This is a genomic window from Ferrimonas sp. YIN67, assembly GCF_057219095.1.
Genome location: NZ_JBXVVJ010000001.1, coordinates 721,297 through 744,772, shown reverse-complemented (window position 1 = coordinate 744,772; position 23,476 = coordinate 721,297). Strand labels below are relative to the sequence as shown.

The following is a 23,476-nucleotide window of genomic DNA, read 5'->3' as shown; positions in this document are numbered from 1 at the left end:
TCCCGGCTTTTTGTTTATAGCTCCGTGGGTTAGTTTATGGGCAGCGAGTGAAACGGGGGCAGCAGTGTCCCCACACTGTCGTCGGGGCATCGAGGCTACGAACGGTTTGCACTGAAGGCTTGCCGCGTGTTGTAGCTGAATGAGATATGGATATCAGGAATGAAGAATAACTATGGTTGGCCTGTTCGGCTGAGGTACTGTTTGGGGGGCGTTTTCTCCCTGCTGCCGCTGGTGGCAAATGGGGCGGACAGTATTGCCGTTTCGTCGGCTCAGACCGGTTTTTCCGGGCTGTTGCGAACCCCCCATGCCCAGACGTTGGCGTTTGGTGAGTTTGTCGGGGGCTGGTCCCGGGAAGAGAATATCGTGCGTTACAACCCGGATGGCTCCCTGGCGCCTCGTAACGACGGAGCCCATCAGACCCTGCTGATGGGGGTGGGACTCATTCCTTCTGCGGAGATCTTGCTGCAGATCAGCTACAAGAGTTTCAACGGTGACGGAGGTTACGGCGGCGGCGGTGAAGGGGATCTCTCCTTCTCCGGCAAGCTAAGCAGCCAGTACTTTATGCCCGACTCCCCGCTGCAGTTTGCCATCGGGGCGCAAGATCCCAGTAACAGCGGCAGTGCCACCCATCATCGCAACTACTATGGCGTCGCATCCTACACCTGGAAAGATCTGCGCGTCTCGGCGGGGTATGGGCGGGGCCACAAACAGAATCAGATGGGGGCGGACTATCTGGATGGCGTATTTGGCGGGATTGAGTATCAGCCGATGGATTGGCTGCAACTGATTGCCGAGCATGATGGCACAGGAATGAACGCCGGGCTCAAGCTCAGTACGCCGGATGGCTGGTTGCCCTACCGTAGCCGCCTGATCGGGACCTACCAGGCCTACTCCAACAGTGAGACGGAGAATAGGGATAACGCCTATTACGGCGTTCAGCTCGCCGTGCCCCTGTTTATGGGGCAGAAGTCTCCCGCTACCCCAGCCCCAGCTGTACAGTCCGTAGGGATGCTCGATGACAGCGGGGTACACGAGGTGACTGAGCCGCCAGGATCTGCGACACGGAAGGTCACGGCATCGAAGCCGGCACAGACGGGTTCGGCCGCCGATGCGCTCAAACAGCGTCTGGTGCAGGAGGGGTTGGAAAATGTTCGGGTTGAGTCGGTCAATGGCACACTCTCTGTGGCTTTTGAAAACAATCGCTACCACTGGAACGAACTGGATGCCCTCGGGGTGGTGCTGGGCTATGTGGCTCAGTATCACGAAGGCGATTTCGAGATTTATTTGCTGAACAAGCAGATCGCCGTGATGCAGGTTCGGGGCGTCGGCGTCGAAGTGGCCAAGCATTATGCCGATCCGGCCGTGCCCCTGGTCATAGAGGTGGAGACGCAGCAGGCGCAGCGGGCCTATCGCCGGACAGACTGGAATGCCCCAGCACTGAATCGCTCCCGCTGGACCCCCCGCATCGGCTTCTCTCCCCACCTGCGCTCAGCCCTGGGCACCGAGTGGGGTGTGTTTGACTACTCTCTGGCGCTGGCGACCAACCTGACGATGGATCTCTGGCCCGGTGCCAGTGTGGATGTGCGTCACCTGTTGCCGGTGGCCCGCTCCGATGATCCCGCCAATAGTAACCAGCCCGTGGCCAATCATGAGAATGTGGTCGACCGTGCTCTGATCCATCAGGGCTTTGCTCTGCCCTATGGATTCTTTACCCAGTTCAGTGCTGGCCTGGTGTTTGAGGATTACCTAGGCGGGATGAATGAAACGCGTTGGCAGTCTCGCGATGGTGCTCACCGGCTGACGTTCAGTGGGGGCTACCTGGAGCATCAGGACAGTGATGAAACCCTGAGCCCTTCGCTGCTCTACTATCGCTATCACCATGCCGACTGGGACTGGGCGGTGGAGCTGCATACCGGCGAGTACCTGCATGGCGACAGTGGCAGCGGGCTTCGCTCCATCCATTGGTTTGGCGATATGGCGGTGTCTTTCGAGTATTACCGGACCGGCCATGAGTATGCCGGGCTTTACTTCAGCTTTCCCATTGGCCCACGCCGTGGCATGAAGCCCAAAGGGTTCCAGTTGCAGGGCGTCGACGAGTGGCGCTGGGGGTATTCGACCCGGATCCGCTCCACAGCGAACTGGTTGGCCCCCAATGCCAATCAGCACCTGGGACTGCAGCACAGCATCGATAGGGTGTATTTTAACCGGGATCGCTTGTCGCCCGATTATGTGCAGACCCATTTAACCCGGCTGCGGGACGCGTACGAGCAATACGGAAACTGATCTCGCTTTCGCTTAAGGGGCCCATTTGATGGGCCCCTTTTTGTTTCATATGGGAGAGGGTTAAGTTGGGATCACCACCTCCATCTCGGGCCAGCGTTGCAGGATCGCTTGGGCGAGCGCCTGCTTGGCCTCCTCGTCGCCATGCACAATGCGGACCTGCCGGGGTTTATGCCGGGTACGTTTGATGAAGTTGAGCAGGTTGGCCTGATCGGCGTGGGCGGAGTAGCCACTGATGGTGTGGACACCGGCTTTGATGATGATTTTCTGGCCATTGAGGTAGACATAGCCTCCTTTGGGGCCGTAGCGCTGAATGTCTCGGCCCGGAGTCCCCTTGGCCTGGTAACCCACAAACAGGACGTCGGCTTTGGGATCGCTCAGGAAGCGCTGCAGGTAATTGACGATGCGCCCGCCGGCACACATGCCCGAGGCGGCGATCACCACGGCGGGACGGTTGCGTCGGCTGAGGTAATCCAGTGTGGCCAGGTGCTCCTGGTGATCACCTACGGTATAGAGGGTGTCAAAGTTCAGGGGATGGCGTCCACCGTCGAGTTTGCGTCGGGCTTCTTTATCCCAGAGTTGCTGGAACTTCCGGTATTGCTCGGTAAAGCGGGCGGCCATGGGGGAATCGATGATGATCTCCAGGGATTGCCACAGGGGATCGGCGCGTTTGCGGGCAGCCCGATAGGCCAACTGCTCCAGTTCATAGAGCAGCTCCTGGGTGCGGCCGATGCTGAAGGCGGGGATCAGGACGATCCCCTTGTCGGCGACGGCGCGCTCAATGGTGTGTTGCAGGGCGCGACTGCGTGCTTTGCGTCCCTCATGGTGCAGATCGCCATAGGTGCTTTCGATCACCAGGGTATCGGCCCGGTAGGGGCTGCGTGGTGCGGGCAGCAAGGGAGCATAGGGGGCACCAAGATCGCCGCTGAATATGGCCCTGTGTCCCTGAACGTCAATTTCCACGTAAGCGGAGCCAAGGATATGGCCCGCAGGCTGGAATTTCATTTTTGGGGACTTGGGCCCTTTGCTTAACGGGTGCCATTGGCGAAAAGGCAGGGGAACGAGTTGGCTGGCCAGTCGTTTCAGGCAGGCTTGGATCAATCGTTGATTATGGGTTACCCCCACTTTCAGGGCGTCCTCAAGCACCAGTGGAAGCAGGGCGGCTGTGGCCTGTGTGGCTAAGATGGGGCCACGATAACCGGCTGCCAGCAGGTAGGGCAGCCTGCCGACGTGATCGATATGACAGTGCGTCAGGACCACGGCGATGAGGGTCTCAATCTCGAAGTCGATGGCCAGTGCCTGATCGCTGGCCTCCTCTCCTTGAAACAGGCCACAGTCGATCAGGAGGCTGTGACGATCATCCAGGTAGAGCTGATGGCAGGAGCCCGTGACCCCTTGAGTGGCGCCGTGATGTTTAAACGATTGGCTTGAGAGCATAACGAGTTCCATTCCTTGGATTTGACGCTGAATCTAAGGTTAGTGGAGTCTTCATTTATGCGTGCGGTTTCCCCAAAGGGGGTGTGTGGAGACGGGAGCAGGAGGAGTGAATGGACCCGGCTGTCGGCCGATTTGGGGTGACAGGAACTGCGATGGTGGCGAGGTGAAGATCTGGTCATTGGGCTAAGCTGGGAGGATCGGGGCTGAAAGATCTTATACAGCCTTAGCCAAGGGAGTGGGCTTCATCGAATTGGGTTCAAATGTGAGGTATTTCAACGTTTTCCGTGAAAGCACCTCTGGTGCTGACGGTGCTTTACCATAACTTACGTTCAGCTGTTGATGTAAAGGATACGTTTCGGTAGTTTTGAGGAGTGGGAAACATTTTCCCTGCCGCCAAACTATTAATAATAAACGGGAGGCGTACCTATGCTGTTGTGGATCTCTATCGGTGTAATTTCGGCAGTAGTTTTACCGGTTGCAATTCGTTTGGGCCAAACGGAAAGCGATTGGTAAGCAGTCTTGGCTAAGGACGGCCTCGTTAAAGCAAGCACAAAAAAACCGCCATTCCCAGGCGGTTTTTTTGTTTTGGCGATCGGTAAAGTGAAACCATTGAGCCTCGCTGCGCCGGGCGTCAACCTACTCCGGTGAAATCGGGGAAATCGGGACAACCGGGGCAACCGGGGCAACCGGGGCAACCGGGGCAACCGGGGCAACCGGGGAATAACGTTGAGCCTCGCTCCGCTCGACGTCAACCTACGCGGGTACCAAAAATCCGGGGAAACTGGCACTCGTTGAGCCTCGCTCCGCTCGACGTCAACCTACTCCGGTGAAATCGGGGAAATCGGGGCAACCGGGGAATAACGTTGAGCCTCGCTCCGCTCGACATCAACCTACGAGGGTAAACCGTAAATCCGGACCAATTCGTAGGTTGAGTTGAGCCTAAGCGAAGCTCAACATCCAGCAATCCAAACCGCCGTAAAACGTTGAGCCTCGCTCCGCTCGACGTCAACCTACGTGGGGAATGCGGTGAAACCGTTGAGCCTCGCTCCGCTCGACGTCAACCTACGAGGGAAACCGGGGAAACCCGGGAAATCGGGGAATAACGTTGAGCCTCGCTGCGCTCGACGTCAACCTACGAGGGGAATGCTGTGAAATCGTTGAGCCTCGCTCCGCTCGACGTCAACCTACGAGGGGAAATCGGGACAAAATTGTAGGTTGAGTTGAGCCTAAGCGAAGCTCAACATCCAGCACCCCAAACCGCCGTAAAGCGTTGAGCCTCGCTCCGCTCGACGTCAACCTACGCCGTGGCAACCGGGGAGGCTCAGCCTCCCGTTTAAAACCGGTACTTGACCACCATGGAGCCCCAGGCAAATTTATCCCGTTTAAATGGGATGTCGTCGTTGATGCTGGTGTCGGTGCCGACATAATTCAGCTCGGCACTCAGCACCCAGTCGTTACTGAGCTGATATAACAGCCCGGCACCGAAGCCGTATCCGTAGGCGGGGTTGTTACGGTAAAAACGACCCGCTCCGGCGTAGAGGCTGGCCGCCCAGTTGTCACTCATTTGATAACCCAGCTCGCCGATGCGCCACATCAGCAGGTTTTCCGAGCCCCCCCAGGTGGTAAGGTCTTCGGCCAGCAGCTCGACGCCCGTCCCCAGGCTCCAGCGCTGGCTTATAGGCCGCATCAGGCCAAACTGCAGGTTGGGGCGCACTGAGGTGGAGCCGACCTCTGTTTCACCGTTATTGCCATGGTCGAAATAGGCCAGCCCGGCTCCGGCATAGAAGTGCCAGTCCCGCTCGCTGCTGGCCAGGGCGGCACTGCTAAGCAGGGCCGGTGTCAGGCACAAGGTGATAAGTGCTTTGTTTACCAGTGCCATATCAGCTCTCCACGGAAGAAGTTATCGTCGAACACGGTGCGACCGCCATACAGGCGGTATCCCCACTGCTGGCCCCAGTGGTTGCCGTAGTAGCGCAGATCCAGCTCATGCGCGGTCACGTATTGGTTGGTACCGTAGCTTTGATTCTCTATTGTGCGGTAGGTCAGCTCGTAACGGGTGGCGCTGCTGCGCTGCCAGCCCAGCTTGGCCAGCTGGGCCTTGGCTCCGCGGCCCGCCGCACGGTAGTTGCGGTTGTCCGCGCCCCAGTGGCCCATGATGATCCCATCATTGATGTAGCCATCCTGGTAGATGCTGTGGACGTACCATTCGTTTTGCCATTCGCTGAATTCGTAGTTGAACGACCAGTCGGCGCCCCCCAGCCAGTCCGGCAGGAAGGGGATATGGAGCCCGGCGGAGAGGGCCAGGTTACCCAGGCGCAGGTTGGAGTGGCGGGCAGTATCTTCTCCTGCGTACTCCATCAGGATGGCGAAGGGTACCGGGCCGCCGAAGTTCATCCGGCTGGTCACGGAGGCGAGCTGGTTGCCCGTGGAGCAATCGTTGAGGTCGCCTTCACACCCCTCGATGGCCCCGGTATTGCTGTTGGAGACAGGATCCCAGAAGGCGTCCCAGAGCCGCTTGAGGGTCATTTCTCGGGAGCCGCCGGCGAACTGGAACATGCGGTTGGCGCCCAGGGTCCAGCCTTCGATGGGCTCTGCGCTGAGTTGGAAACCCATCAGGTAGGGGTTTCCGCTCTCCAGCTCGCCGCTGTAGTAGATGTTGTGGACCTTCTCTAGGCGGGAGACAAACAGCTCGTAGTGCAGGTTCCACAGGCCCTCGAAGGGCAGGGGATTGCTGATCCCGACGGAGAACGAGGGGCGGGCGTTGGTGGAGATCAGCATGGCGGAGTCGGCAAAGGGGGAGAGCCAATGCTCGCGATAGCCCAGATCCAGCTGGAAGCTGTCCCAACCCAGGGCCAGGTAGCTGCCCACGGGGATCAACTCACTGCGGGCTTCCTCCGGGGTGACTCCACCCGCCGAGTCCATCGCCAGGCCGCCGACCGAGGCGACCATCCAGTCGTAGGGACGATACTGGACGTGGGCGGTGGCCCGGTATTGGGAGTCGATCCGTTCGCCTCGTGCGTTGGGGATCACCTTGCCCTTGCTTGGGGTGTCGGCGGCGGCGCCACCTACTTCGGCGTAGGTGACGGCCAAGTCGCGCTCATAGCGGCTTAGGCGGCGATCGATCTCCAGGTAGAGGCCCGGGATCTCGTCGCGGATCTGTTCCAGATGCTGGCGGACCTGCTTGACGTTGTAGGGCTTGCGCATGGTCGGCATGTTGGCGACTACGACCAACTGATCGATGCGACCGTTGAGGTAAGTGTCCTGCAGCGAGATATAGGCGGAAGCTGCCTGTGCGATACCGGGCACCAGGGCCAGTGCCAGCGCACAACAGAGCTGTTTCATTTACGGCGTATTCCCTGTGTAGTGGAGTCGGCGTCCATTGGGTGGGGCGTTAGATGGCGCATTCTATCAGGCGCCAGGCAGGGGTTGAAGGGGAGAAGCTTTCCCTTGGGGGCAAGTCTGAGCCCCTATCGTTACGAATGGAGGAGGATTGGAGATCAGGGTCAGAACTGGATAAAAGTCCCACAATGTTCGACAGTTGAGGTGTCATTTTGATGAAGGGTGAGCGATGTTGGGTCGGGGAATTTGCAGTCTTGTGCTGCTGAGTTGGTCGACACTGGTCATGGCGTCCAAGGAGTTGCCAGCCGATCAAGGCTGTGGTGCCGAGACCTTGCAGTATGAGCGCAATAGCGTGTTCGATCCCGATGAGGAAGGATTTACCTGGCTGCACCTGTGGGCCAATCGCTTGCACATCACCACCCGGGAGGTGGCGGTTGACAATGTGCTGGCGGGTTTTTCTCCCTGTCCGGCGGAGGATGTCGATCTCTACGAAATTGAACGCCATCTGCGCGCCAAGCCCTTCCTGAGGGATGCCAGGGTCAGCAAAGACGAAGCCGACAAAATTCGCATCGAGACCTGGGATACCTGGTCCTTGTTACCCACGGTGGATTTTTCCCGAAAAGGGGGGGAGAACGCCGGGGCGCTCGGGCTCAAGGACAGTAATTTCCTCGGACTTGGGATCCACACCGAACTGCTCTATTTCTCCGACTATCAGCGCGCCGGCTACCTGTTTGATATCTATGCGCCCCTCTATCTGCGCAAAAACATCAGTGCCGGGATCACCCTTGCCGATACGGATGATGGCAACAAGTTCTCTGCGACCCTGGTTCGGCCTTTTGTCTCCCTCAACTCATCCTATGGTTTTGGTGCCTACATCAATACCGAGGAGCGTTCTGACTCCATCCGCCAGGGGGGGGAGGAGGTGAACGGCTTTGTTCATAATATCGATTCCGGTAATGCCTGGTATGGGCAGATCTGGCGGCTGTGGCCCGAGCAGGTGCTGCGCTGGCAGTTGGGGGTGACTCATGACGCCCATCGATTCAAGCTCGATGCAGAAACCCCCTTCACCGGACCTTTGCCAGACGACCGCCGCCGCAGCTATCCCTGGGGCCAACTGCAGTTTCAGCAAAACCGTTTCGAGAAACGCTCCAATGTGATTTTGATCAACGCCATTGAGGATGTGAACCTGGGCTGGGACGGTGCCATCAAGCTGGGCTGGGATCTCAGTGGTGAGGGCGGTTGGCTGGTACAGAGTCACCTGCACAAGGGGTGGTCATTGGGGAGGGACACCCTGTGGCTGAGCCGATTCTGGTTCCAGGGGGAAGCGCTGGAGGAGGGGGATGACCAACTCTGGATGCAGTGGCGCAATGAGTGGTTCTATCGCCTGGCCGAGCCTGTCCGTTTGTATGGCAAGTTCGATTGGCGCTATGGCCGTAACCAGTACGTCGATCGGCCCATGACATTGGGGGGCACCACGGGATTGCGCGGCTATCCACTGCAGTATCAGCATGGCGAGACGATACTGCTGGGCTCGGCGGAGGTGCGTTACTACCCGGGACTGAGTCTGTGGCAGATCCTGGAGGCCGGCGCGGCGCTGTTCTACGACATCGGGGAGGCCAGGGGCAGCACGCCCTATGACAACAACCCTGAAGGGACTTTGCAGAGCTTAGGGGTTGGCTTGCGCTTCTATGCCTCCCATGCCAGTAACCACAATGTGATCCACCTCGATCTGGCTCGCCCCATCAGTGATGATGAGCGAGTGAACGATTGGGAGTGGCGCATCGAGGTGAAGCACCACTTTTAGTCCCTGCGATCGCTTGTGCCGTCAGGCAAAGGCAACGTGTTTGGGCAGCAGGTGGCGGTGCCAGGCCTCTTCATACAGGGCGCGGCTGTAGCGCTGCAGTCGATTGATCTTCGCTTGCTCCCATTCGCTCAACTCCCTCTGCTCCGCCTCAGCCCGGCGCTCGATGGCCTGGCGCTGCTGGTAGGCTTTATGTTCTTCGCCGTTCTTGATGTGCTCAATGGCGGAGAGATGGAGCTGGACCTCGGCGACCAGTCCGGTGTCCTTCAGCCGGACCAGGGTTTTCAGATCGCGATAGCCATTGTCTTTGGGATTGAGGAAACGGTTCTCCAAGGAGATCACCTGGACCTGCTCTGACAGTGCCTGGAAGGCATCGAGCAGTCCGGTGAGATCGTCGGCGACCAGGGTGGCTCGCGCCAAGTCGGTCAGCAGGCGGGTCTGTCCCGCCAGTTCCGTGTCGATCTTCAACTGGGCACGATCCCGCGCCTTGATCCCCGGCAGTACGGTGTCGGCCCCGCTGAGTCGGGCAACCTGCTGGATCAATTGGTCCAGCTCTTGCTGGGCGGCCGGGGCTTGCTGGTAGAGGCTATCAAAGGGCAGATCGGGCTGAAGGATGGATTGTCCGCCCACCGGGGCGATCTGGTAAAGGGATTGCAGTTCTTGCTGGTGCCTGTGTACGGGCAACATATTGGATACCGGTTCCATCGGTCTCTTTCGATTAGGATCATGCTCTTTTACCGAGGTCTCAGCCATGGCCACGCTGGCTCGGCTGATCAACATCAGTACGGCTGCTGCCTGCATAAATTTGAACATGGTGTCTCCGTTCGCATTCCTGCCGCGTTTTGCGGGCTAAGTCTCCGGGCAGGAATGGAAAGCGCGTTCAATACCACGCCTTTTCTTGGGGATAGGATAATTATCACGCCACCAAGTGCAATCTCAGTCGGTATATCTTTGAAGCTGGTGCAGGAAGCATTCAGAAATGGTGATCGGCGTCACGCCAGGCCGCCCTTGTTGGGGGAAGATTTTCGATATGAATTCGTGTCTGGAGGAGGAGGTGAGCCTTGCTCGGGAGATGGGGTGGTGAAAAAAAACCGCCCATTCGGGCGGTGAGGTGATAACAAGCGCTGAGGGTAGGTGTGTTATCAAAAGTCGTTGAGTCTATTGCTCGGCATAGAGGACGCCATAGGCGGGAAAGTAAAGGTCACCATCCTTGAGGACGGCGTGGCCCAGACCATGGTCTTGCTGTGGCAGTCGCTTGCCAAGGGCGTATCTGTGCTCGAACTGAGGCAGCCGGGTGGGCTGCTGGCTCAGATTAAAGCCGCACAGCAGCGTCTGCTCTGGTGTTGTGCGACGAAACAGCAGAATTGGCTCCGGGGCATCGAGAAATTCGATCTCGCCGTGGCACAAGGCCGGGTGCTGTTTGCGCCACCGAGTAAAACGGCGAAATTGGTTGAGTACCGAGTCCGGCTCCAACGTCTGTCGATCGACCGCCTGGAGCCGATGCGTCTGGGGAATGGGAAGCCAGGGAGTGCTCTCACTGAAGCCCGCCTGTGGGCTGTCCTGCTGCCAGGGCAGGGGAGTGCGGCAGCCATCCCGGCCTTTGAAGTTGGGCCAGAAAGCGATGCCGTAGGGATCCTGCAACTGCTCGAACGGGATCTCGGCTTCGGCCAGCCCTAACTCCTCGCCCTGATAGAGGCAGACACTGCCTCGCAGGGAGCAGACCATGGCGGTCACCATCTTGCACAGAGCGTCCCGATCACCGCCTCGATCCCAGCGGCTGGCGACCCGCTCCACATCATGGTTGGACACGGCCCAGCAGGGCCAGCCGTTGTCCACTTTGGCTTCCAGTGCCGATACCGTTTGGCGAATATGCTCCGGGTTAAACGCTTCGGTGAGCAGTTCGAAGCTGTAACACATGTGCAGGCGGCCCGGCTGGGTGTACTCCGCCATGGCGCTGAGTGAGTCCTCCGAGGCGATCTCCCCCAGGGTTGTTGCGCCTGGGTAGCGGTCCATCAGTGCCCGGATCCGTTCCAGGAAGGGCAGATTTTCCGGTTGGGCGTTGTTGTAGTCATGGTACTGGTAGGCATAGGGGTTGTCGGCGGCAAAGCCGCGACCGGTGCGCAACTGGGCCGGTTTGGCCGGATTGTCACGCAACTGCTGATCGTGGAAGCAGAAGGTGATGGCATCCAGGCGCAGGCCGTCGACGCCCCGTTTGAGCCAGAACTCCACATTGTCGAGAACCGCCTGCTGGACCTCAGGATGATGGAAGTTGAGATCCGGTTGGCTGGCAAGGAAGTTGTGCAGGTAGTACTGCTCACGGCGAGGCTCCCACTGCCAGGCACCACCACCAAAGATGGAGAGCCAATTATTGGGTGGGGTGCCATCGGGCTTGGGATCGGCCCAGACGTACCAGTCGGCCTTGGCGTTATCCCGGTTTTGGCGGCTCTCCAGGAACCAGGCATGTTGCTCCGAGGTGTGGCTCAGGACCTGATCGATCATCACCTTTAGCCCCAGGCCGTGGGCTTTTTCCAGTACCCGGTCGAAATCATCCAGGGTGCCGAACATGGGATCGACACTACGGTAGTCGGCAATATCGTAGCCGAAGTCCTTCATGGGGGAGGTGAAAAAAGGGGAGATCCAGATCCCGTCCACGCCCAGACTGGCCACGTAATCGAGTTTATCGAGGATCCCGGGCAGATCGCCTATGCCGTCGCCATTACTGTCGGCGAAGCTGCGGGGGTAGATCTGATAGATGAGGGCACCACGCCACCACTCTTTCATTCGGGTCCTCGTGAGTCGGTTGCCCGCGAACAGGGGCATCAAAGTCGAATGTCTGTACCGTAAACCCTCAGCGAAACGGAGTCACTTTGCATACGTATGCATAAGGCAAATTCGTTGTGCATACGCAGGGAAGCCAAGGTTATTCGGTGGTTTTGGTTGATGAGTGTTGAGCTTCGCTTAGGCGGGGCTCAACCTAGGGTTTTGACCCGATATGATTGGGGTGTTGAGCTTCGCTTAGGCTCAACTCAACCTACGATTCTGCACAGCCTCGGAGTAGGTTGACGTCGAGCGGAGCGAGGCTCAACGTTTGCGGCGGTTTGGCTTGCTGGGTGTTGAGCTTCGCTTAGGCTCAACTCAACCTACGATTCTGCACAGCCTCGGAGTAGGTTGACGTCGAGCGGAGCGAGGCTCAACGTTATTCCCCGATTTCCCCGATTTCCCCGATTTCCCCGGTTGTCCCGGTTCCCTGCGTAGGTTGACGTCGAGCGCAGCGAGGCTCAACGTTTGGGGCGGTTTCCGTCGTTTCTCCTTTTTCCCTCGTAGGCTGACGCCCGGCGCAGCGAGGCTCAACGTTTGCGGCGGCTTGGGCTGATGGGTGTTGAGCTTCGCTTAGGCTCAACTCAACCTACGAATTGGTCCGGATTTACGGTTTACCCGCGTAGGTTGACGTCGAGCGCAGCGAGGCTCAACGTTTGGGGCGGTTTTGGCTGATGGGTGTTGAGCTTCGCTTAGGCTCAACTCAACCTACGATTCTGCACAGCCTCGGAGTAGGTTGACGTCGAGCGGAGCGAGGCTCAACGGTTTGCGGCAGTTTTGGTTGGTGGGTGTTGAGCTTCGCTTAGGCTCAACTCAACCTACGATTCTGTGCATATTTCCGGTACCCGCGTAGGTTGACGTCGAGCGGAGCGAGGCTCAACGTTTGTGGCGGTTTCCGCCGTTTCTCCGTTTTCCCGCGTAGGTTGACGTCGAGCGCAGCGAGGCTCAACGTTTGCGGCGGTATTCCCGGTGTCCCCGATTTCCCCGATTTCCCCGATTTCCCCGGTATCCCCGATTTCCCGGTATCCCCGGTTTCCCCGGAGTGGGTTGATGCCCGGCGAGGCTCAACGTTTGGGGCGGTTTGGCTTGGTGGGTGTTGAGCTTCGCTTAGGCGGGGCTCAACCTACGAATTGGTCCGGATATGTTTTGGTTTTTTCCCTGCTCAACACAGGTGCGCGGCCACATCCTACTCCGCGACATGCATCGGGCCATTTGCCAAACCTAGTTTTGATTCAAGGTCCATGAAAAAGAGAAGAACTGACACATGCGCTATCGCCGTGAGAAGGTTGAGGGTGGCTGTTATTTTTTCACCGTCGTGCTGCAAGACAGGTCATCCGATCTGCTTGTTCGCGAGATCACCAAGCTGCGTTCCAGCTTTCATCAGGTACAGCAATGCCACCCTTTTGAGATGCTTGCCTGTGTTGTTTTGCCTGACCATCTGCATACCCTCTGGGCTCTGCCTGAGCATGACGATGACTTTTCACTGCGCTGGGGTTTGATAAAAAGCCACTTTAGCCGAGGGCTGGACCGGGGGGAGTTTGTCGCCTTATCTCGCCGTCGAAATCGGGAGCGTGGGATCTGGCAGAGGCGTTTCTGGGAGCACAGGATCCGAGATGATCTCGATCTGCAGCGCCATGTTGATTACATCCACGTTAATCCGGTAAAGCATGGCTATGTTACGCGCGCATCCGATTGGCCCTACTCGAGCATTCATCGAGATATTGATCGAGGGTGGCTCACTGCGGATTGGTCGGCAGGGCCGGACGTGGGTGGGATGATGGGAGAGTAGGGTGTGGGGTTTGAGCGTGGTGTTGAGCTTCGCTTAGGCGGGGCTCAACCTACAATTTTGTCCCGGTTCCCTGCGTAGGTTGACGTCGAGCGGAGCGAGGCTCAACGTTTGTGGCGGTTTGGGTTGGTGGGTGTTGAGCTTCGCTTAGGCTCAACTCAACCTACGATTCTGCACAGCCTCGGAGTAGGTTGACGTCGAGCGGAGCGAGGCTCAACGTTTGCGGCGGTTTTCCCGGTATCCCCGGTTTCCCTCGTAGGTTGACGTCGAGCGGAGCGAGGCTCAACGTTATTCCCCGATTTCCCCGATTTCCCCGATTTCCCCGATTTCCCCGATTTCCCCGATTTCCCCGGAGTAGGTTGACGTCGAGCGGAGCGAGGCTCAACGTTTGCGGCGGTTTTCCCGGTATCCCCGGTTTCCCTCGTAGGTTGACGTCGAGCGGAGCTAGGCTCAACGTTATCCCCGATTTCCCCGATTTCCCCGATTTCCCCGATTTCCCCGGTTGTCCCGGTTCCCTGCGTAGGTTGACGTCGAGCGGAGCGAGGCTCAACGTTTGGGGCGGTATTCCCGGTATCCCCGATTTCCCCGGTTTCCACGCGTAGGTGGACGCCCGGCGCAGCGAGGCTCAACGTTTGGGGCGGTTTGGGTTGTTGGATGTTGAGCTGCGCTTAGGCGGGGCTCAACCTCGGTTTTGTCCGAGTTTGCCGTGTTGGAGTCGTGAGGAAATAAAAAGCCCCCTGAGGAAAGAGCGGGGGCTTTGCTTACCGGAAGGGTTGGGCGGCTGGGTTAGCTGACCCGTGACAGGGAGTGCACTGGTCGGGCGATCTTGCCATTGGCCTTCAGGTGGAGCGGCTCGTCGAACAGCGTCAGATCCAGGGCAATACCGGCGGTGTTCTCGATGATCACTTCATCCTGTTTCACCCTGACATCGAGCTGGGCCCCCTTGAAGGTGATCTTGAAGGCGTAGCTTTGCCATTGACCAGGGATAAAGGGTCTCAGGCTCAGGGTGCCATCCTTGACCCGGGCGCCGCCGAAGCCTTCGACGACGGCCATCCAGGTACCGGCCATGGAGGTGATGTGCAGGCCATCGTCGGTGTCATTGTTGTAGTCGTCCAGATCCAGCCGCGAGGTGCGCAGGTAGAACTTGTACGCCAGCTCCTCATCCCCCAGTTTGGCGGCCAGGATGGCGTGGATACAGGGGGACAGGCTGGACTCGTGCACTGTCATGGGCTCGTAGAAGGCATAGTTGCGACCTATGGTGTCGAGATCAAACTCGTCCTCGAACAGGTAGATCCCCTGCAGTACGTCCGCCTGCTTGATGTAGCAGGAGCGCAGGATCCGATCCCAGGACCAGTGCTGGTGGATGGGATACTCTGCCGCCGGGATCTCCGACATGGGTTTGAGATCCTTGTCCATGAAACCGTCGTACTGGACGAAGACCCCGGTCTGCTCATCCACCGGCAACAGGATGTGATCGCAGATGTGCTGCCAGGCCGCCATCTCATCCTCTTTGGCGCCAAACTTCAGTTGGGCGGTCAAGGCTTCATAGCGGACGGGATCCTGGGCCTTCACCTGGTCCAGGGCGCTCAGGGTGTAGCTCAGGGTCCACTGGGCGATCTTGTTGGTGTACCAGTTGTTGTTGACGTTGTTGGAGTATTCGTTGGGGCCGGTGACCCCCAGCATGACGTAGCCATCGCGGCGCTCGGACCACTGTACCCGCTGGCGCCAGAAACGGCTGATCCCCACCAGCACCTCCAGACCGTATTCGGCCAGGTAGGCCTTGTCACCTGTGTGGTTGATGTAGTTGTAGATGGCAAAGGCGATGGCGCCATTGCGGTGGATCTCCTCGAAGGTGATCTCCCACTCGTTGTGGCACTCCTCGCCGTTGATGGTCACCATGGGGTAGAGCGCGGCACCATCGGTAAAGCCGAGTTTCTCGGCATTCTTGATGGCGTTGGCCAGATGGTTGTGGCGGTAGATCAGCAGCTGGCGGGACACGGAGGGATCGGCCGTCTTCAGGTAGAAGGGCAGGCAGTAGGCCTCGGTATCCCAGTAGGTTACACCGCCGTATTTCTCTCCGGTAAAGCCCTTGGGCCCGATGTTCAGGCGGGCGTCCTCCCCGGTGTAGGTCTGGTTCATATGGAAGATGTTGAAGCGGATCCCCTGCTGGGCCGCGACGTCCCCCTCGATCTGAATATCGGCCTGTTGCCATTTGGCCGCCCAGGCTTCGGCGTGTTCGAGGAGCATCTGATCAAAGCCCTTGGCCTTGGCCAGGGTGGCAGAGAGCTTGGCACTGCTTTCGATCTGGGCCGGTGTGACATTCAGCGAAGAGATCAGCGCAGCGAACTTGCACAGGGTGGCGGTTTCCCCCTCCTTCACCTTCAGCTCGACCGTGTTGGCGGCGTACTGTTTGGCGGTGGTGACGCCCGGCGCCTGGAACTGCTCCTGCTTGTTCAGGTACAGGGCGTATTTCATCGCGACGCCCAGGTGGAAGTCGGTTTTCTTGGTTTTACCGCACAGGTAGGCGCAGCCTGCATCGGCCTTTCTGGCCGTTTCTTCCCAGAATCGCTCGTCGTAGTTGGAGTCCTCGTTGACCACGTCGAGATCCAGGTAGGGAGTAAAGCTCACCTCGCCGCAGAAGTTCAGCGGCGTCACCGAGTAGCGGATGGCACCGTTGTCGGTGTCGACAATGCTGGTGAAACGGGTCGCTTCCACCTTTATTCGCTTGCCCGAAGCCAGCTTGGCGACAAAGTGGCGGCTCAAGGTACCTGTCTTCATGTCCAGGACCCGGCGGAAGGATTCGAGTTCGCATCGGGCCAGATCCAACTCCTCGCCATCGATCTCCACCTTGATGCCGATCCAGTTGGTGGCGTTGATCACCTTGGCAAAGTAATCCGGGTAACCATTCTTCCACCAGCCAACTCGGGTGGGATCGGGATAGTAGACCCCGGCCACATAGCTGCCGCGCAGGGTGTCACCTGTGTAGGACTCTTCGAAGTTGGCGCGCTGGCCAAACTTACCATTGCCGATGGAAAACAGGCTTTCTGATACACGATTGTTTTGCGGATCAAACGCCGCCTCGATGATCTGCCATTCGTCAGGCTGAATGTACTCTTTCATGCTCACGCTTCCTTAAAAAAATTCTGATACGCCGAGGTGTCTCAGCGCGACACGATCCATTCGTTGAGCCCGGCCGGGTTTGTGCCCTGCAGGTCGGGCAGTACCCAATGGGCCCTGGGCAGGGCCTCGGGCGTGCCGATCCCGATGACCGTCATGCCGGCATTGAGGGCTGCTTCCACGCCGGCCTGGGCATCTTCAAACACCACGCAGGCGGCGGGATCGACGCCGAGGTCGGCGGCGGCGGTGAGGAACACCTCGGGATCCGGTTTGGCTTGTGTGACCCGGGTGCCGTCGACAATGGTGTCGAAGGCTTGCAGCAGGTTGAGCCGCTCCAGGATCAACCGGGCGTTCTTACTGGCGGATCCCAGGGCGATGGGGATCCCCGCTGTGCGCAGTTGGGCCAGCAAGGTGTCCGCCCCGGGCAGGATCTCTTGGCTGTCCAGTTGCTGGATGTACTCCAGGTACCAGGCATTTTTCTGGTTGAGGGCACGCTGGAAGGCCAACTGGGGCAGGGTGCGATGGCCTATTGCCAGGATCCGTTTGAGGGACTCGACCCGGCTGACCCCTTTGAGCTGCTCGTTGTCCTGCTCGCTAAAGGGGATCCCCAATTCGTCGGCCAGTCGCTGCCAGGCCAGGAAGTGGTACTTGGCGGTATCGACGATGACGCCGTCCAGATCGAAGATGCAGGCCGAGATCTCGGCGCGATGTCTCGTCTCGTTGGGCTGGGTGACAGACATGGGCTCTCCCTGAGTTTGTTTGGCCGGGGATCCCGGCGATAAAAATGACTGGGCCAGATGGTAAGGGCGGGGCTTTCGGCCAAACAATCGCCTACATACGTATTCATCTGGGAGTGATCACAATCTGGGGGGGGAGCCGGGGGGGAGTGTGATGGCGCTATGGCCTGGGGATCGGCATCGCCGGGCCGTTTGAAGGGGAAAGTAAGGGGAGCGGATCTGGGGAGTGCAGGGCTTCGTGAGGCGAAGGTCGTCGGGGTGGAAAGTTTGCCTTATTGTTAATTGGACTGACCAATCGTGAAAAAGCGGCCTGCTAAGCGATTTTTTTTACTCAGCTTTTCCGCCGAATGTGAGGTTCAGGACCTGGTTTAAACCGCTAAGTAAATGAATGTGAGCGAAGGTAAATGCTTGTGGGTGGGATGTTTTAAGATATTGTGAGCGCTGGGTGAGGGAGGGATTTGGCTCATCACTCCCCCCAGGTGACGGTGGTATCCGTGGTGGGGCTGCGCAATGAATACGTATGCACGCCATTGTTCGTCCAGGCGTTAGGTGATTTTATTTTGTCACAACAAACGGAGCGGCTTTGCATTAAAACCTAAATGGATCAAAGAGGTATGTTCCAAGCTAGGTTGGCCGCCACAGATGAAATAACGCCTCGAGTTAGGGAGAGAGTTGATGTTGTTTAAGCCAAGTGCGTTGACCCTGGCACTGTGTGCCGCCGGTCTCAGTGGGGCTGTCTATGCAGCCGAGCCCGCAAACGTCCAGTCATCCGGGCAAGAGGCCACGGAAGTGGCGGAGAATGTCGAAACCATTACGGTTCGCGGGATCCGTCGTTCCCTGGCCATGTCCCAGGCCGCCAAGATGGAAAACACCTCCGTTGTCGAAGCGGTGTCCGCAGAAGATATTGGTAAGCTGCCCGATGCCAGTATCGCCGAGTCCATCGCCCGTCTTCCAGGCCTGACCTCCCAGCGTCTGGAGGGCCGCTCCCAGGTGGTGTCTATCCGTGGTCTGTCACCGGACTTCACCACAGCTACCCTCAACGGCCGCGAGCAGGTCACCACAGGGGATAACCGTGGGGTGGAGTTTGACCAATACCCTTCGGAACTGATGAGCGGCGTGGTGGTGTACAAAACCCCGGATGCCGGGGTGATGGCTCAGGCCATCGGTGGCACCGTGGATATGCAGACCATACGTCCGCTGCATCATGGTGAGACCACCTTTAACATCAATGTGCGGGGAGAGTACAACGATCTGGGTGATCTGAACTCGGACATGTCCGATACGGGTTACCGTTTCAGTGCCTCCTACATTGATCAGTTCCTTGACAATACCCTGGGTCTTTCCATTGGGGTGGCCAAGATGTCCAGCCCGAACCAGGAGGAGCGGACCCACGTCTGGGGCTACCCCAATACGGTCGATGACGATCCGGACAGCCCGAAGATCATGGGGGGCTACAAGCCTTACGTGCGCTCCTCCGAGCTGGAGCGGGATTCCGTGATGGCGACCCTCCAGTACCAGCCCAACGATCGGCTCAATACCACCCTGGATCTCTTCTACTCCAAGTTTAACGATCAGCAGATGCTGCGCGGCGTAGAGATGCCCCTGGCCAAGTGGGGTGCCCCGGATTTCACCATCCTCAAAGAGGAAAATGGTCTGGTCACAGAAGGGATTGTTCACGACGTTAAAGGCTTAATTCGTAACGACTATACCGAAACCGATGCCGACAGCATGTCGGTGGGTTGGAACATTGATTATGCCATCGGTGAGAACTGGACCCTGAACGGCGACATCGCCTACTCCCGTGCCGAGCGTAAGCAGTATGCGCTGGAAACCTATGCCGGTACCGGGCGTGGCGGCGCCAACGGGGTGAAGGACGATATCCACTTCCGCATGACCGATAAGGGCGCGCAGTTTACACCGACCCTGGATTACTCGGATCACACCCTGTTTGGCCTGGGCGCGGCCCAGAGCTGGGGTGACCCGGCGCAAAATGGCCAGTACGACAGCCAGGATGGCTTCATCAACTCTCCGGAGATCGAGGATGAGCTCACCAGCTACCGCCTCACCGCAGAGCGCCTGTTTACCCAGGGGATGATCTCCACGGTGCAGTTTGGTGTGAACTACACCGACCGGGAAAAGAGCAAGGATGATCAGGGTTACTTCCTGACCCTCAAGTCCTACGATGCGCGCAACCCTCAGGTGCAGTACCTGGATCCTAGCTATCAGCTGAAGTCCGCTTCGCTGGATTTCATCGGCATGGGTAACCTGGTGGCCTGGGATCCTAACCGTCTGGTCAATGATGGCTTCTACACCATTCGTGACTCGGCGCTGACCGAACCTTGGCGCTCCGCCAACGACTGGACCGTCAATGAGAAGGTCACCACCCTGTTCACCAAGGCGGATATCGAAACCGAGCTGGGCTATCGCCGAGTGACCGGTAACGTCGGCGTTCAGTTGGTGCACACGGATCAATCCTCCGTGGGCAACGCGGTCCGGGTTAACGAGGACGGAATGGTGGAGATCAGCCCAAGTACCGGTGGTGACAAGTACTGGGAAGTGCTGCCCAGCCTGAACCTGGGACTGGAAGTGGCGGACAGTCAGATGGTACGCCTGGCCGTGGCCCGCACCCTGGCTCGTCCACGCATGGATCAGATGAACGCCTCCTTTAACTTCGGCTATGACGCTTCCAAGGAGCAGGAAACCGATCTGGAAAACTCCCCCTGGAGCGGCAGTGGCGGTAACCCTGAGCTGAAGCCCTGGATGGCCTGGCAGTTTGACTTGAGCTACGAGAACTACTTCGCCGACGAAGGCTACTTCGCCGCGGCGGGTTACTACAAGATCCTGGAGAACTACATCTTCAATCAGCCTGCGGTGTTTGACTTCAGCGACTACGTGTTGCCGGGCACCAACCCAGTGCAGACGCAAGGGGGCTTTAGTCAGGCACAAAACGGCGAAGGCGGCGAGATCTGGGGCTTTGAACTGTCCGGCTCCCTGGGCTTTAGCCTGCTGCATGAATCCCTGGATGGGTTCGGCGCCACCGTCAGCTACTCCTACGCCGATTCCAGCGTGAAGGAGACCAAGGACAGCGATCCCATCGATCTGCCCGGCCTCTCCAAGGATGTGGTCAACGGTACCCTCTACTTCGAGAAGTTTGGCTTCCAGGCGCGGACCTCTGTGCGCTACCGCAGCGACTTCCTGGGTGAGGTGGCCGGTTTGAACGCTCGTTCTGAACGTTTCGTGGAGGCTGAAACCATCGTCGATGCCCAGCTCTCCTATGACTTCTCCGAAGTTGGGATCGATGGATTGGTGGTGCTGTTCCAGGCCAACAACCTGACGGACGAACCTTTTGTGACCTACGAAGAGGACTCCCGCATGATCAAGGATCACCAGCGCTACGGCCGTAACTACATGCTGGGCATGAGCTACAGCTTCTAAGGCGGCTGCCAAGTCCTGTGCGAACCCCCGGCCTGTTCGGGGGTTCGCTGTTTCTGGAGAAATTTAAATGAACAAGCGAGAGGGAATTCCAGCGGTGGCGGTCCAGTCCGTCCCTGGGTTGGGCTGTCCTGTCCCCCTTGGTCGCCGACTGGCTGCAGCCCTGCCCCTTTGTCTGCTGTTGGCGGGCGCCCGGGGAGCAGAGTTGCAGCTGCATGTCCCGTCCCCGGACTGGCGTGAGCAGATCATCTATTTTGTGATGACAGACCGCTTCAATGATGGTGAGCCCGGCAACAATGATCAGGGGGCGGATGAGTATGATCCCACTGATCATCGTAAATTCAGCGGCGGGGATCTTCCCGGCATTACCGCCCGGCTCGATTACATCGAGGCGCTGGGGGCGACCAGCGTCTGGTTGACCCCACCGGTGGCAAACCAGTGGTGGTTTCCCCGTGGCGGCTACGGGGGCTATCACGGTTACTGGGCCACGGACTTTAAAAAGGTCGACGAGCATTTTGGCACCCTGGCCGACTATCAGCGGCTCTCCGATGGCTTGCACCGTCGCGGTATGTATCTGATCCAGGACATAGTGTTGAATCATACCGCCAACCTGTTTGGCTATGATGGCGAGTACGATCCGGCGGACACGGCGGCCAACTTCGTACTGTTTGACGAGGCGCATCCCGGTAACCGTTTTCCCACCCAGGCACCCTTTGATCAGGTGGACCGTCATCATCCAGAGCAGGGGGCGGCCAACGTCTACCACTGGACCCCGCCCATCACTGACTATGACGATCCTCAGCAGGAGTTTACCTACCAGCTGGCCAACCTGGCGGATCTCAATACCGATAACCCAAGAGTGCGCCGTGCCCTCAAGGAGAGTTACCGATACTGGATCGAAACCGTGGGGGTTGATGCCTATCGGGTGGATACCGCCAAGTACGTGGAGCACAACTTCTGGCACGACTTTTTCTGGGCCGAAGATGGGATGATGAGCGCTGCAGCGGCCACAGGACGTGATCATTTTCTTGCCTTTGGCGAGATCTTCAATGGCTCTGCCCCCTTCGACAATGACGGCGAGCAGAAGCTGGTTTCCTTCCTGGGAACCGACAGTGAGCCTCAGCTTAATTCGGTGATCGGCTTCCCCCTCTACTTCGAGCTGGGCCGGGTATTGGCCCAGGGACAGCCCACGGCTCAGCTGGCTTACCGGCTTGAGCAACAGATGGCGATCTACCCGGATCCCTATGTGATCCCCAATTTTATCGACAACCACGACACCCCACGTTTCCTCGCCTCCGGCTCTCTGGCCGCCTACAGGCAGGCGCTGACCACCTTGTTTACCATTCCCGGCATTCCCGTGCTCTATCAGGGCAATGAACAGGCCTTGCAGCAGACGCGCCAGGCGATGTTTGCCGGTGGCTATGGCAGCAGTGAAAGTCAGTTCGACACCGAGTCTGACACCTTTCGTTTTGTTCAGGCCCTGACTCGCCTGCGCAGGAGTGAAAAGGCCCTGACCCAGGGCGATCTGACCCTGCTGGCGTCCGATGACAGCGGCCCCGGGGTGTTGGCGTTCGAACGCCGCCTGGTGCACGAGGGCAAAGAGGATCGCCTGCTGGTGCTGATGAACACCGCCGATCAACGCAAGCTGGTGAGCGATCTTGGGATCAGCGCCGAGGCGACCCTGCTGCTGGATGAAACGGGCGCGGTCCGGGGCGAGCCGGTCACCCTGTCGCCGAGTGCGGCCTGGGCGCTACCGGCACGGGCGATCCGGGTTTACCGCTACCGGCCGATCCCGGCTCCGGCCAAACCGGCACTGGCCTTTGGCCTGGAGACGGCACTGGCCGGAAAGACGCTGAGTGAAGATCACCCGCTTCAAGGCTTTGCCCATCTGCAGGTGCCCCTCTACCTGGTCCCTGACGGTGAACTGGATCGGGCGGTGGCCCTGACGGTTGATGCCGATGGGCGCTGGCAGTACCCGCTAAAAGTGCGGGATCTGGGGGAGCGGCAACACAGCCTGAGCCTCTATGCCCCAGATCTGGGCTTAGCCACGGATCCCGTCGCCTACACCACTCGAGTGATGCAGCCCCAGTGGTCGCTCACCCGGGATAATGCCGGGGAAGGGCGGGGACCCAACGGGCGCTACCAGGACCCCACCCATGCCCACAGCGGTGCGCAGCGACGCATTGAACGGGCCAGAGTCGAGGGGGGCGGCTCGGTGTTGACACTGACGCTCACCATGGCTCAGCTGACCGACAACTGGGGGGCGGACAACGGCTTCGATAATGTCAGCTTCGATCTCTTCTTTGCCCTGCCGGGGGCGCTGGATGGACTCTCCGTGCTGCCTCAGCTTCAGGCCAAGATGCCCCGGGCGCAGCGCTGGCAGGTGGGACACAGCTTCTATGGCTGGGGCAACCGGCTGTACGCCAGTCGCGGGGCCGACAGTCAGCAAAGGGGCGAGCCCCTGACGCCTGTGCCGGGCATTGAGGTGGATCATGATAAGCGTGAGATCACCCTGACCTACCACGCCGGGGCCCTGGGGCTGACCGACTGGCAGGGGGTCAACCTCTACATCACCACCTGGGATCGCAGCGGTGAGGGGGATCTGCGCCCCCTCGACGTCAACGCGGGCGCCTGGGCCTTTGGCGGAGGGCAGGCGAACGGCCCCCGCATTATGGATGAACTTTGGATCGCGCTGCCTGCGCGGACCCACGAATAGCCAAGAAGAGGCAA

12 protein-coding genes are annotated in these 23,476 nt (G+C 58.9%); 5 read left to right on the top strand and 7 right to left on the bottom strand.

Annotated elements, in window-relative coordinates; all coding sequences use genetic code 11:
* The first annotated feature begins 159 nt into the window (after positions 1 to 159).
* Positions 160 to 2,283 carry a YjbH domain-containing protein gene (locus tag AC2D8U_RS02860; RefSeq protein ID WP_484617529.1) on the top strand — a complete coding sequence of 708 codons (2,124 nt, stop codon included), beginning with the start codon at positions 160 to 162 and terminating at the stop codon, positions 2,281 to 2,283.
* Positions 2,284 to 2,343: 60 nt separating this feature from the next.
* Here the strand turns inward: AC2D8U_RS02860 and AC2D8U_RS02855 are convergent, their stop codons facing one another.
* The 3 genes from AC2D8U_RS02855 to AC2D8U_RS02845 form a co-directional block, all read right to left on the bottom strand.
* Positions 2,344 to 3,717 (bottom strand): MBL fold metallo-hydrolase RNA specificity domain-containing protein, encoded by a 1,374-nt coding sequence (locus AC2D8U_RS02855; protein WP_484617528.1) that lies wholly within the window; start codon positions 3,715 to 3,717, stop codon positions 2,344 to 2,346.
* Positions 3,718 to 5,050: 1,333 nt separating this feature from the next.
* Positions 5,051 to 5,596, bottom strand: a complete 546-nt coding sequence (locus tag AC2D8U_RS02850) for an outer membrane beta-barrel protein (protein WP_484617527.1) — start codon at positions 5,594 to 5,596, stop codon at positions 5,051 to 5,053.
* Entirely contained in the window at positions 5,584 to 7,059 is a 1,476-nt protein-coding gene (locus tag AC2D8U_RS02845; RefSeq protein ID WP_484617526.1) for a capsule assembly Wzi family protein, read from the bottom strand. The genes AC2D8U_RS02850 and AC2D8U_RS02845 overlap by 13 nt, the downstream gene beginning before the upstream one ends.
* 253 nt (positions 7,060 to 7,312) lie before the next feature.
* Between AC2D8U_RS02845 and AC2D8U_RS02840 the strand changes: the two genes are divergently transcribed.
* The gene (locus AC2D8U_RS02840; RefSeq protein ID WP_484617525.1) at positions 7,313 to 8,860 is read left to right on the top strand and encodes a BamA/TamA family outer membrane protein; all 1,548 of its coding nucleotides are present in this window, start codon (positions 7,313 to 7,315) and stop codon (positions 8,858 to 8,860) included.
* A gap of 21 nt (positions 8,861 to 8,881) precedes the next feature.
* On the opposite strand, the gene AC2D8U_RS02835 is transcribed toward AC2D8U_RS02840, so the two are convergent.
* Positions 8,882 to 9,670: a nucleotidyltransferase family protein gene (locus tag AC2D8U_RS02835; protein ID WP_484617524.1), complete on the bottom strand. Its 789-nt coding sequence runs from the start codon at positions 9,668 to 9,670 to the stop codon at positions 8,882 to 8,884.
* Between the two features lie 345 nt (positions 9,671 to 10,015).
* Positions 10,016 to 11,638, bottom strand: a complete 1,623-nt coding sequence (locus tag AC2D8U_RS02830; RefSeq protein WP_484617523.1) for an alpha-glucosidase — start codon at positions 11,636 to 11,638, stop codon at positions 10,016 to 10,018.
* 1,300 nt (positions 11,639 to 12,938) lie between these two features.
* Between AC2D8U_RS02830 and AC2D8U_RS02825 the strand changes: the two genes are divergently transcribed.
* Positions 12,939 to 13,463 (top strand): REP-associated tyrosine transposase, encoded by a 525-nt coding sequence (locus AC2D8U_RS02825; protein WP_484617522.1) that lies wholly within the window; start codon positions 12,939 to 12,941, stop codon positions 13,461 to 13,463.
* Between the two features lie 783 nt (positions 13,464 to 14,246).
* On the opposite strand, the gene AC2D8U_RS02820 is transcribed toward AC2D8U_RS02825, so the two are convergent.
* Together AC2D8U_RS02820 and pgmB are read right to left on the bottom strand one after the other, a co-directional pair.
* Positions 14,247 to 16,580 carry a glycoside hydrolase family 65 protein gene (locus AC2D8U_RS02820; RefSeq protein ID WP_484617521.1) on the bottom strand — a complete coding sequence of 778 codons (2,334 nt, stop codon included), beginning with the start codon at positions 16,578 to 16,580 and terminating at the stop codon, positions 14,247 to 14,249.
* Between the two features lie 41 nt (positions 16,581 to 16,621).
* Positions 16,622 to 17,317, bottom strand: coding sequence for a beta-phosphoglucomutase (gene pgmB, locus AC2D8U_RS02815; RefSeq protein ID WP_484617520.1), 696 nt, complete (start codon positions 17,315 to 17,317; stop codon positions 16,622 to 16,624).
* A gap of 672 nt (positions 17,318 to 17,989) precedes the next feature.
* Here pgmB and AC2D8U_RS02810 point away from each other — a divergent pair.
* Positions 17,990 to 20,749: a TonB-dependent receptor gene (locus AC2D8U_RS02810; RefSeq protein ID WP_484617519.1), complete on the top strand. Its 2,760-nt coding sequence runs from the start codon at positions 17,990 to 17,992 to the stop codon at positions 20,747 to 20,749.
* A 67-nt stretch (positions 20,750 to 20,816) separates the two neighbouring features.
* A complete protein-coding gene (locus tag AC2D8U_RS02805) occupies positions 20,817 to 23,462 on the top strand; it encodes an alpha-amylase family glycosyl hydrolase (protein WP_484617518.1) in 2,646 nt (881 codons plus the stop codon).
* Positions 23,463 to 23,476 lie beyond the last annotated feature (14 nt).

What these genes read in the sequence shown, in the direction of transcription:
- AC2D8U_RS02860 (WP_484617529.1), top strand. Translation starts at nt 160, where the DNA reads ATGAAGAATAACTATGGTTGGCCTGTTCGGCTGAGGTACTGTTTGGGG.
- AC2D8U_RS02855 (WP_484617528.1), bottom strand. Translation starts at nt 3,717, where the DNA reads ATGCTCTCAAGCCAATCGTTTAAACATCACGGCGCCACTCAAGGGGTC.
- AC2D8U_RS02850 (WP_484617527.1), bottom strand. Translation starts at nt 5,596, where the DNA reads ATGGCACTGGTAAACAAAGCACTTATCACCTTGTGCCTGACACCGGCC.
- AC2D8U_RS02845 (WP_484617526.1), bottom strand. Translation starts at nt 7,059, where the DNA reads ATGAAACAGCTCTGTTGTGCGCTGGCACTGGCCCTGGTGCCCGGTATC.
- AC2D8U_RS02835 (WP_484617524.1), bottom strand. Translation starts at nt 9,670, where the DNA reads ATGTTCAAATTTATGCAGGCAGCAGCCGTACTGATGTTGATCAGCCGA.
- AC2D8U_RS02830 (WP_484617523.1), bottom strand. Translation starts at nt 11,638, where the DNA reads ATGAAAGAGTGGTGGCGTGGTGCCCTCATCTATCAGATCTACCCCCGC.
- AC2D8U_RS02825 (WP_484617522.1), top strand. Translation starts at nt 12,939, where the DNA reads ATGCGCTATCGCCGTGAGAAGGTTGAGGGTGGCTGTTATTTTTTCACC.
- AC2D8U_RS02820 (WP_484617521.1), bottom strand. Translation starts at nt 16,580, where the DNA reads ATGAAAGAGTACATTCAGCCTGACGAATGGCAGATCATCGAGGCGGCG.
- pgmB (WP_484617520.1), bottom strand. Translation starts at nt 17,317, where the DNA reads ATGTCTGTCACCCAGCCCAACGAGACGAGACATCGCGCCGAGATCTCG.
- AC2D8U_RS02810 (WP_484617519.1), top strand. Translation starts at nt 17,990, where the DNA reads ATGTTGTTTAAGCCAAGTGCGTTGACCCTGGCACTGTGTGCCGCCGGT.
- AC2D8U_RS02805 (WP_484617518.1), top strand. Translation starts at nt 20,817, where the DNA reads ATGAACAAGCGAGAGGGAATTCCAGCGGTGGCGGTCCAGTCCGTCCCT.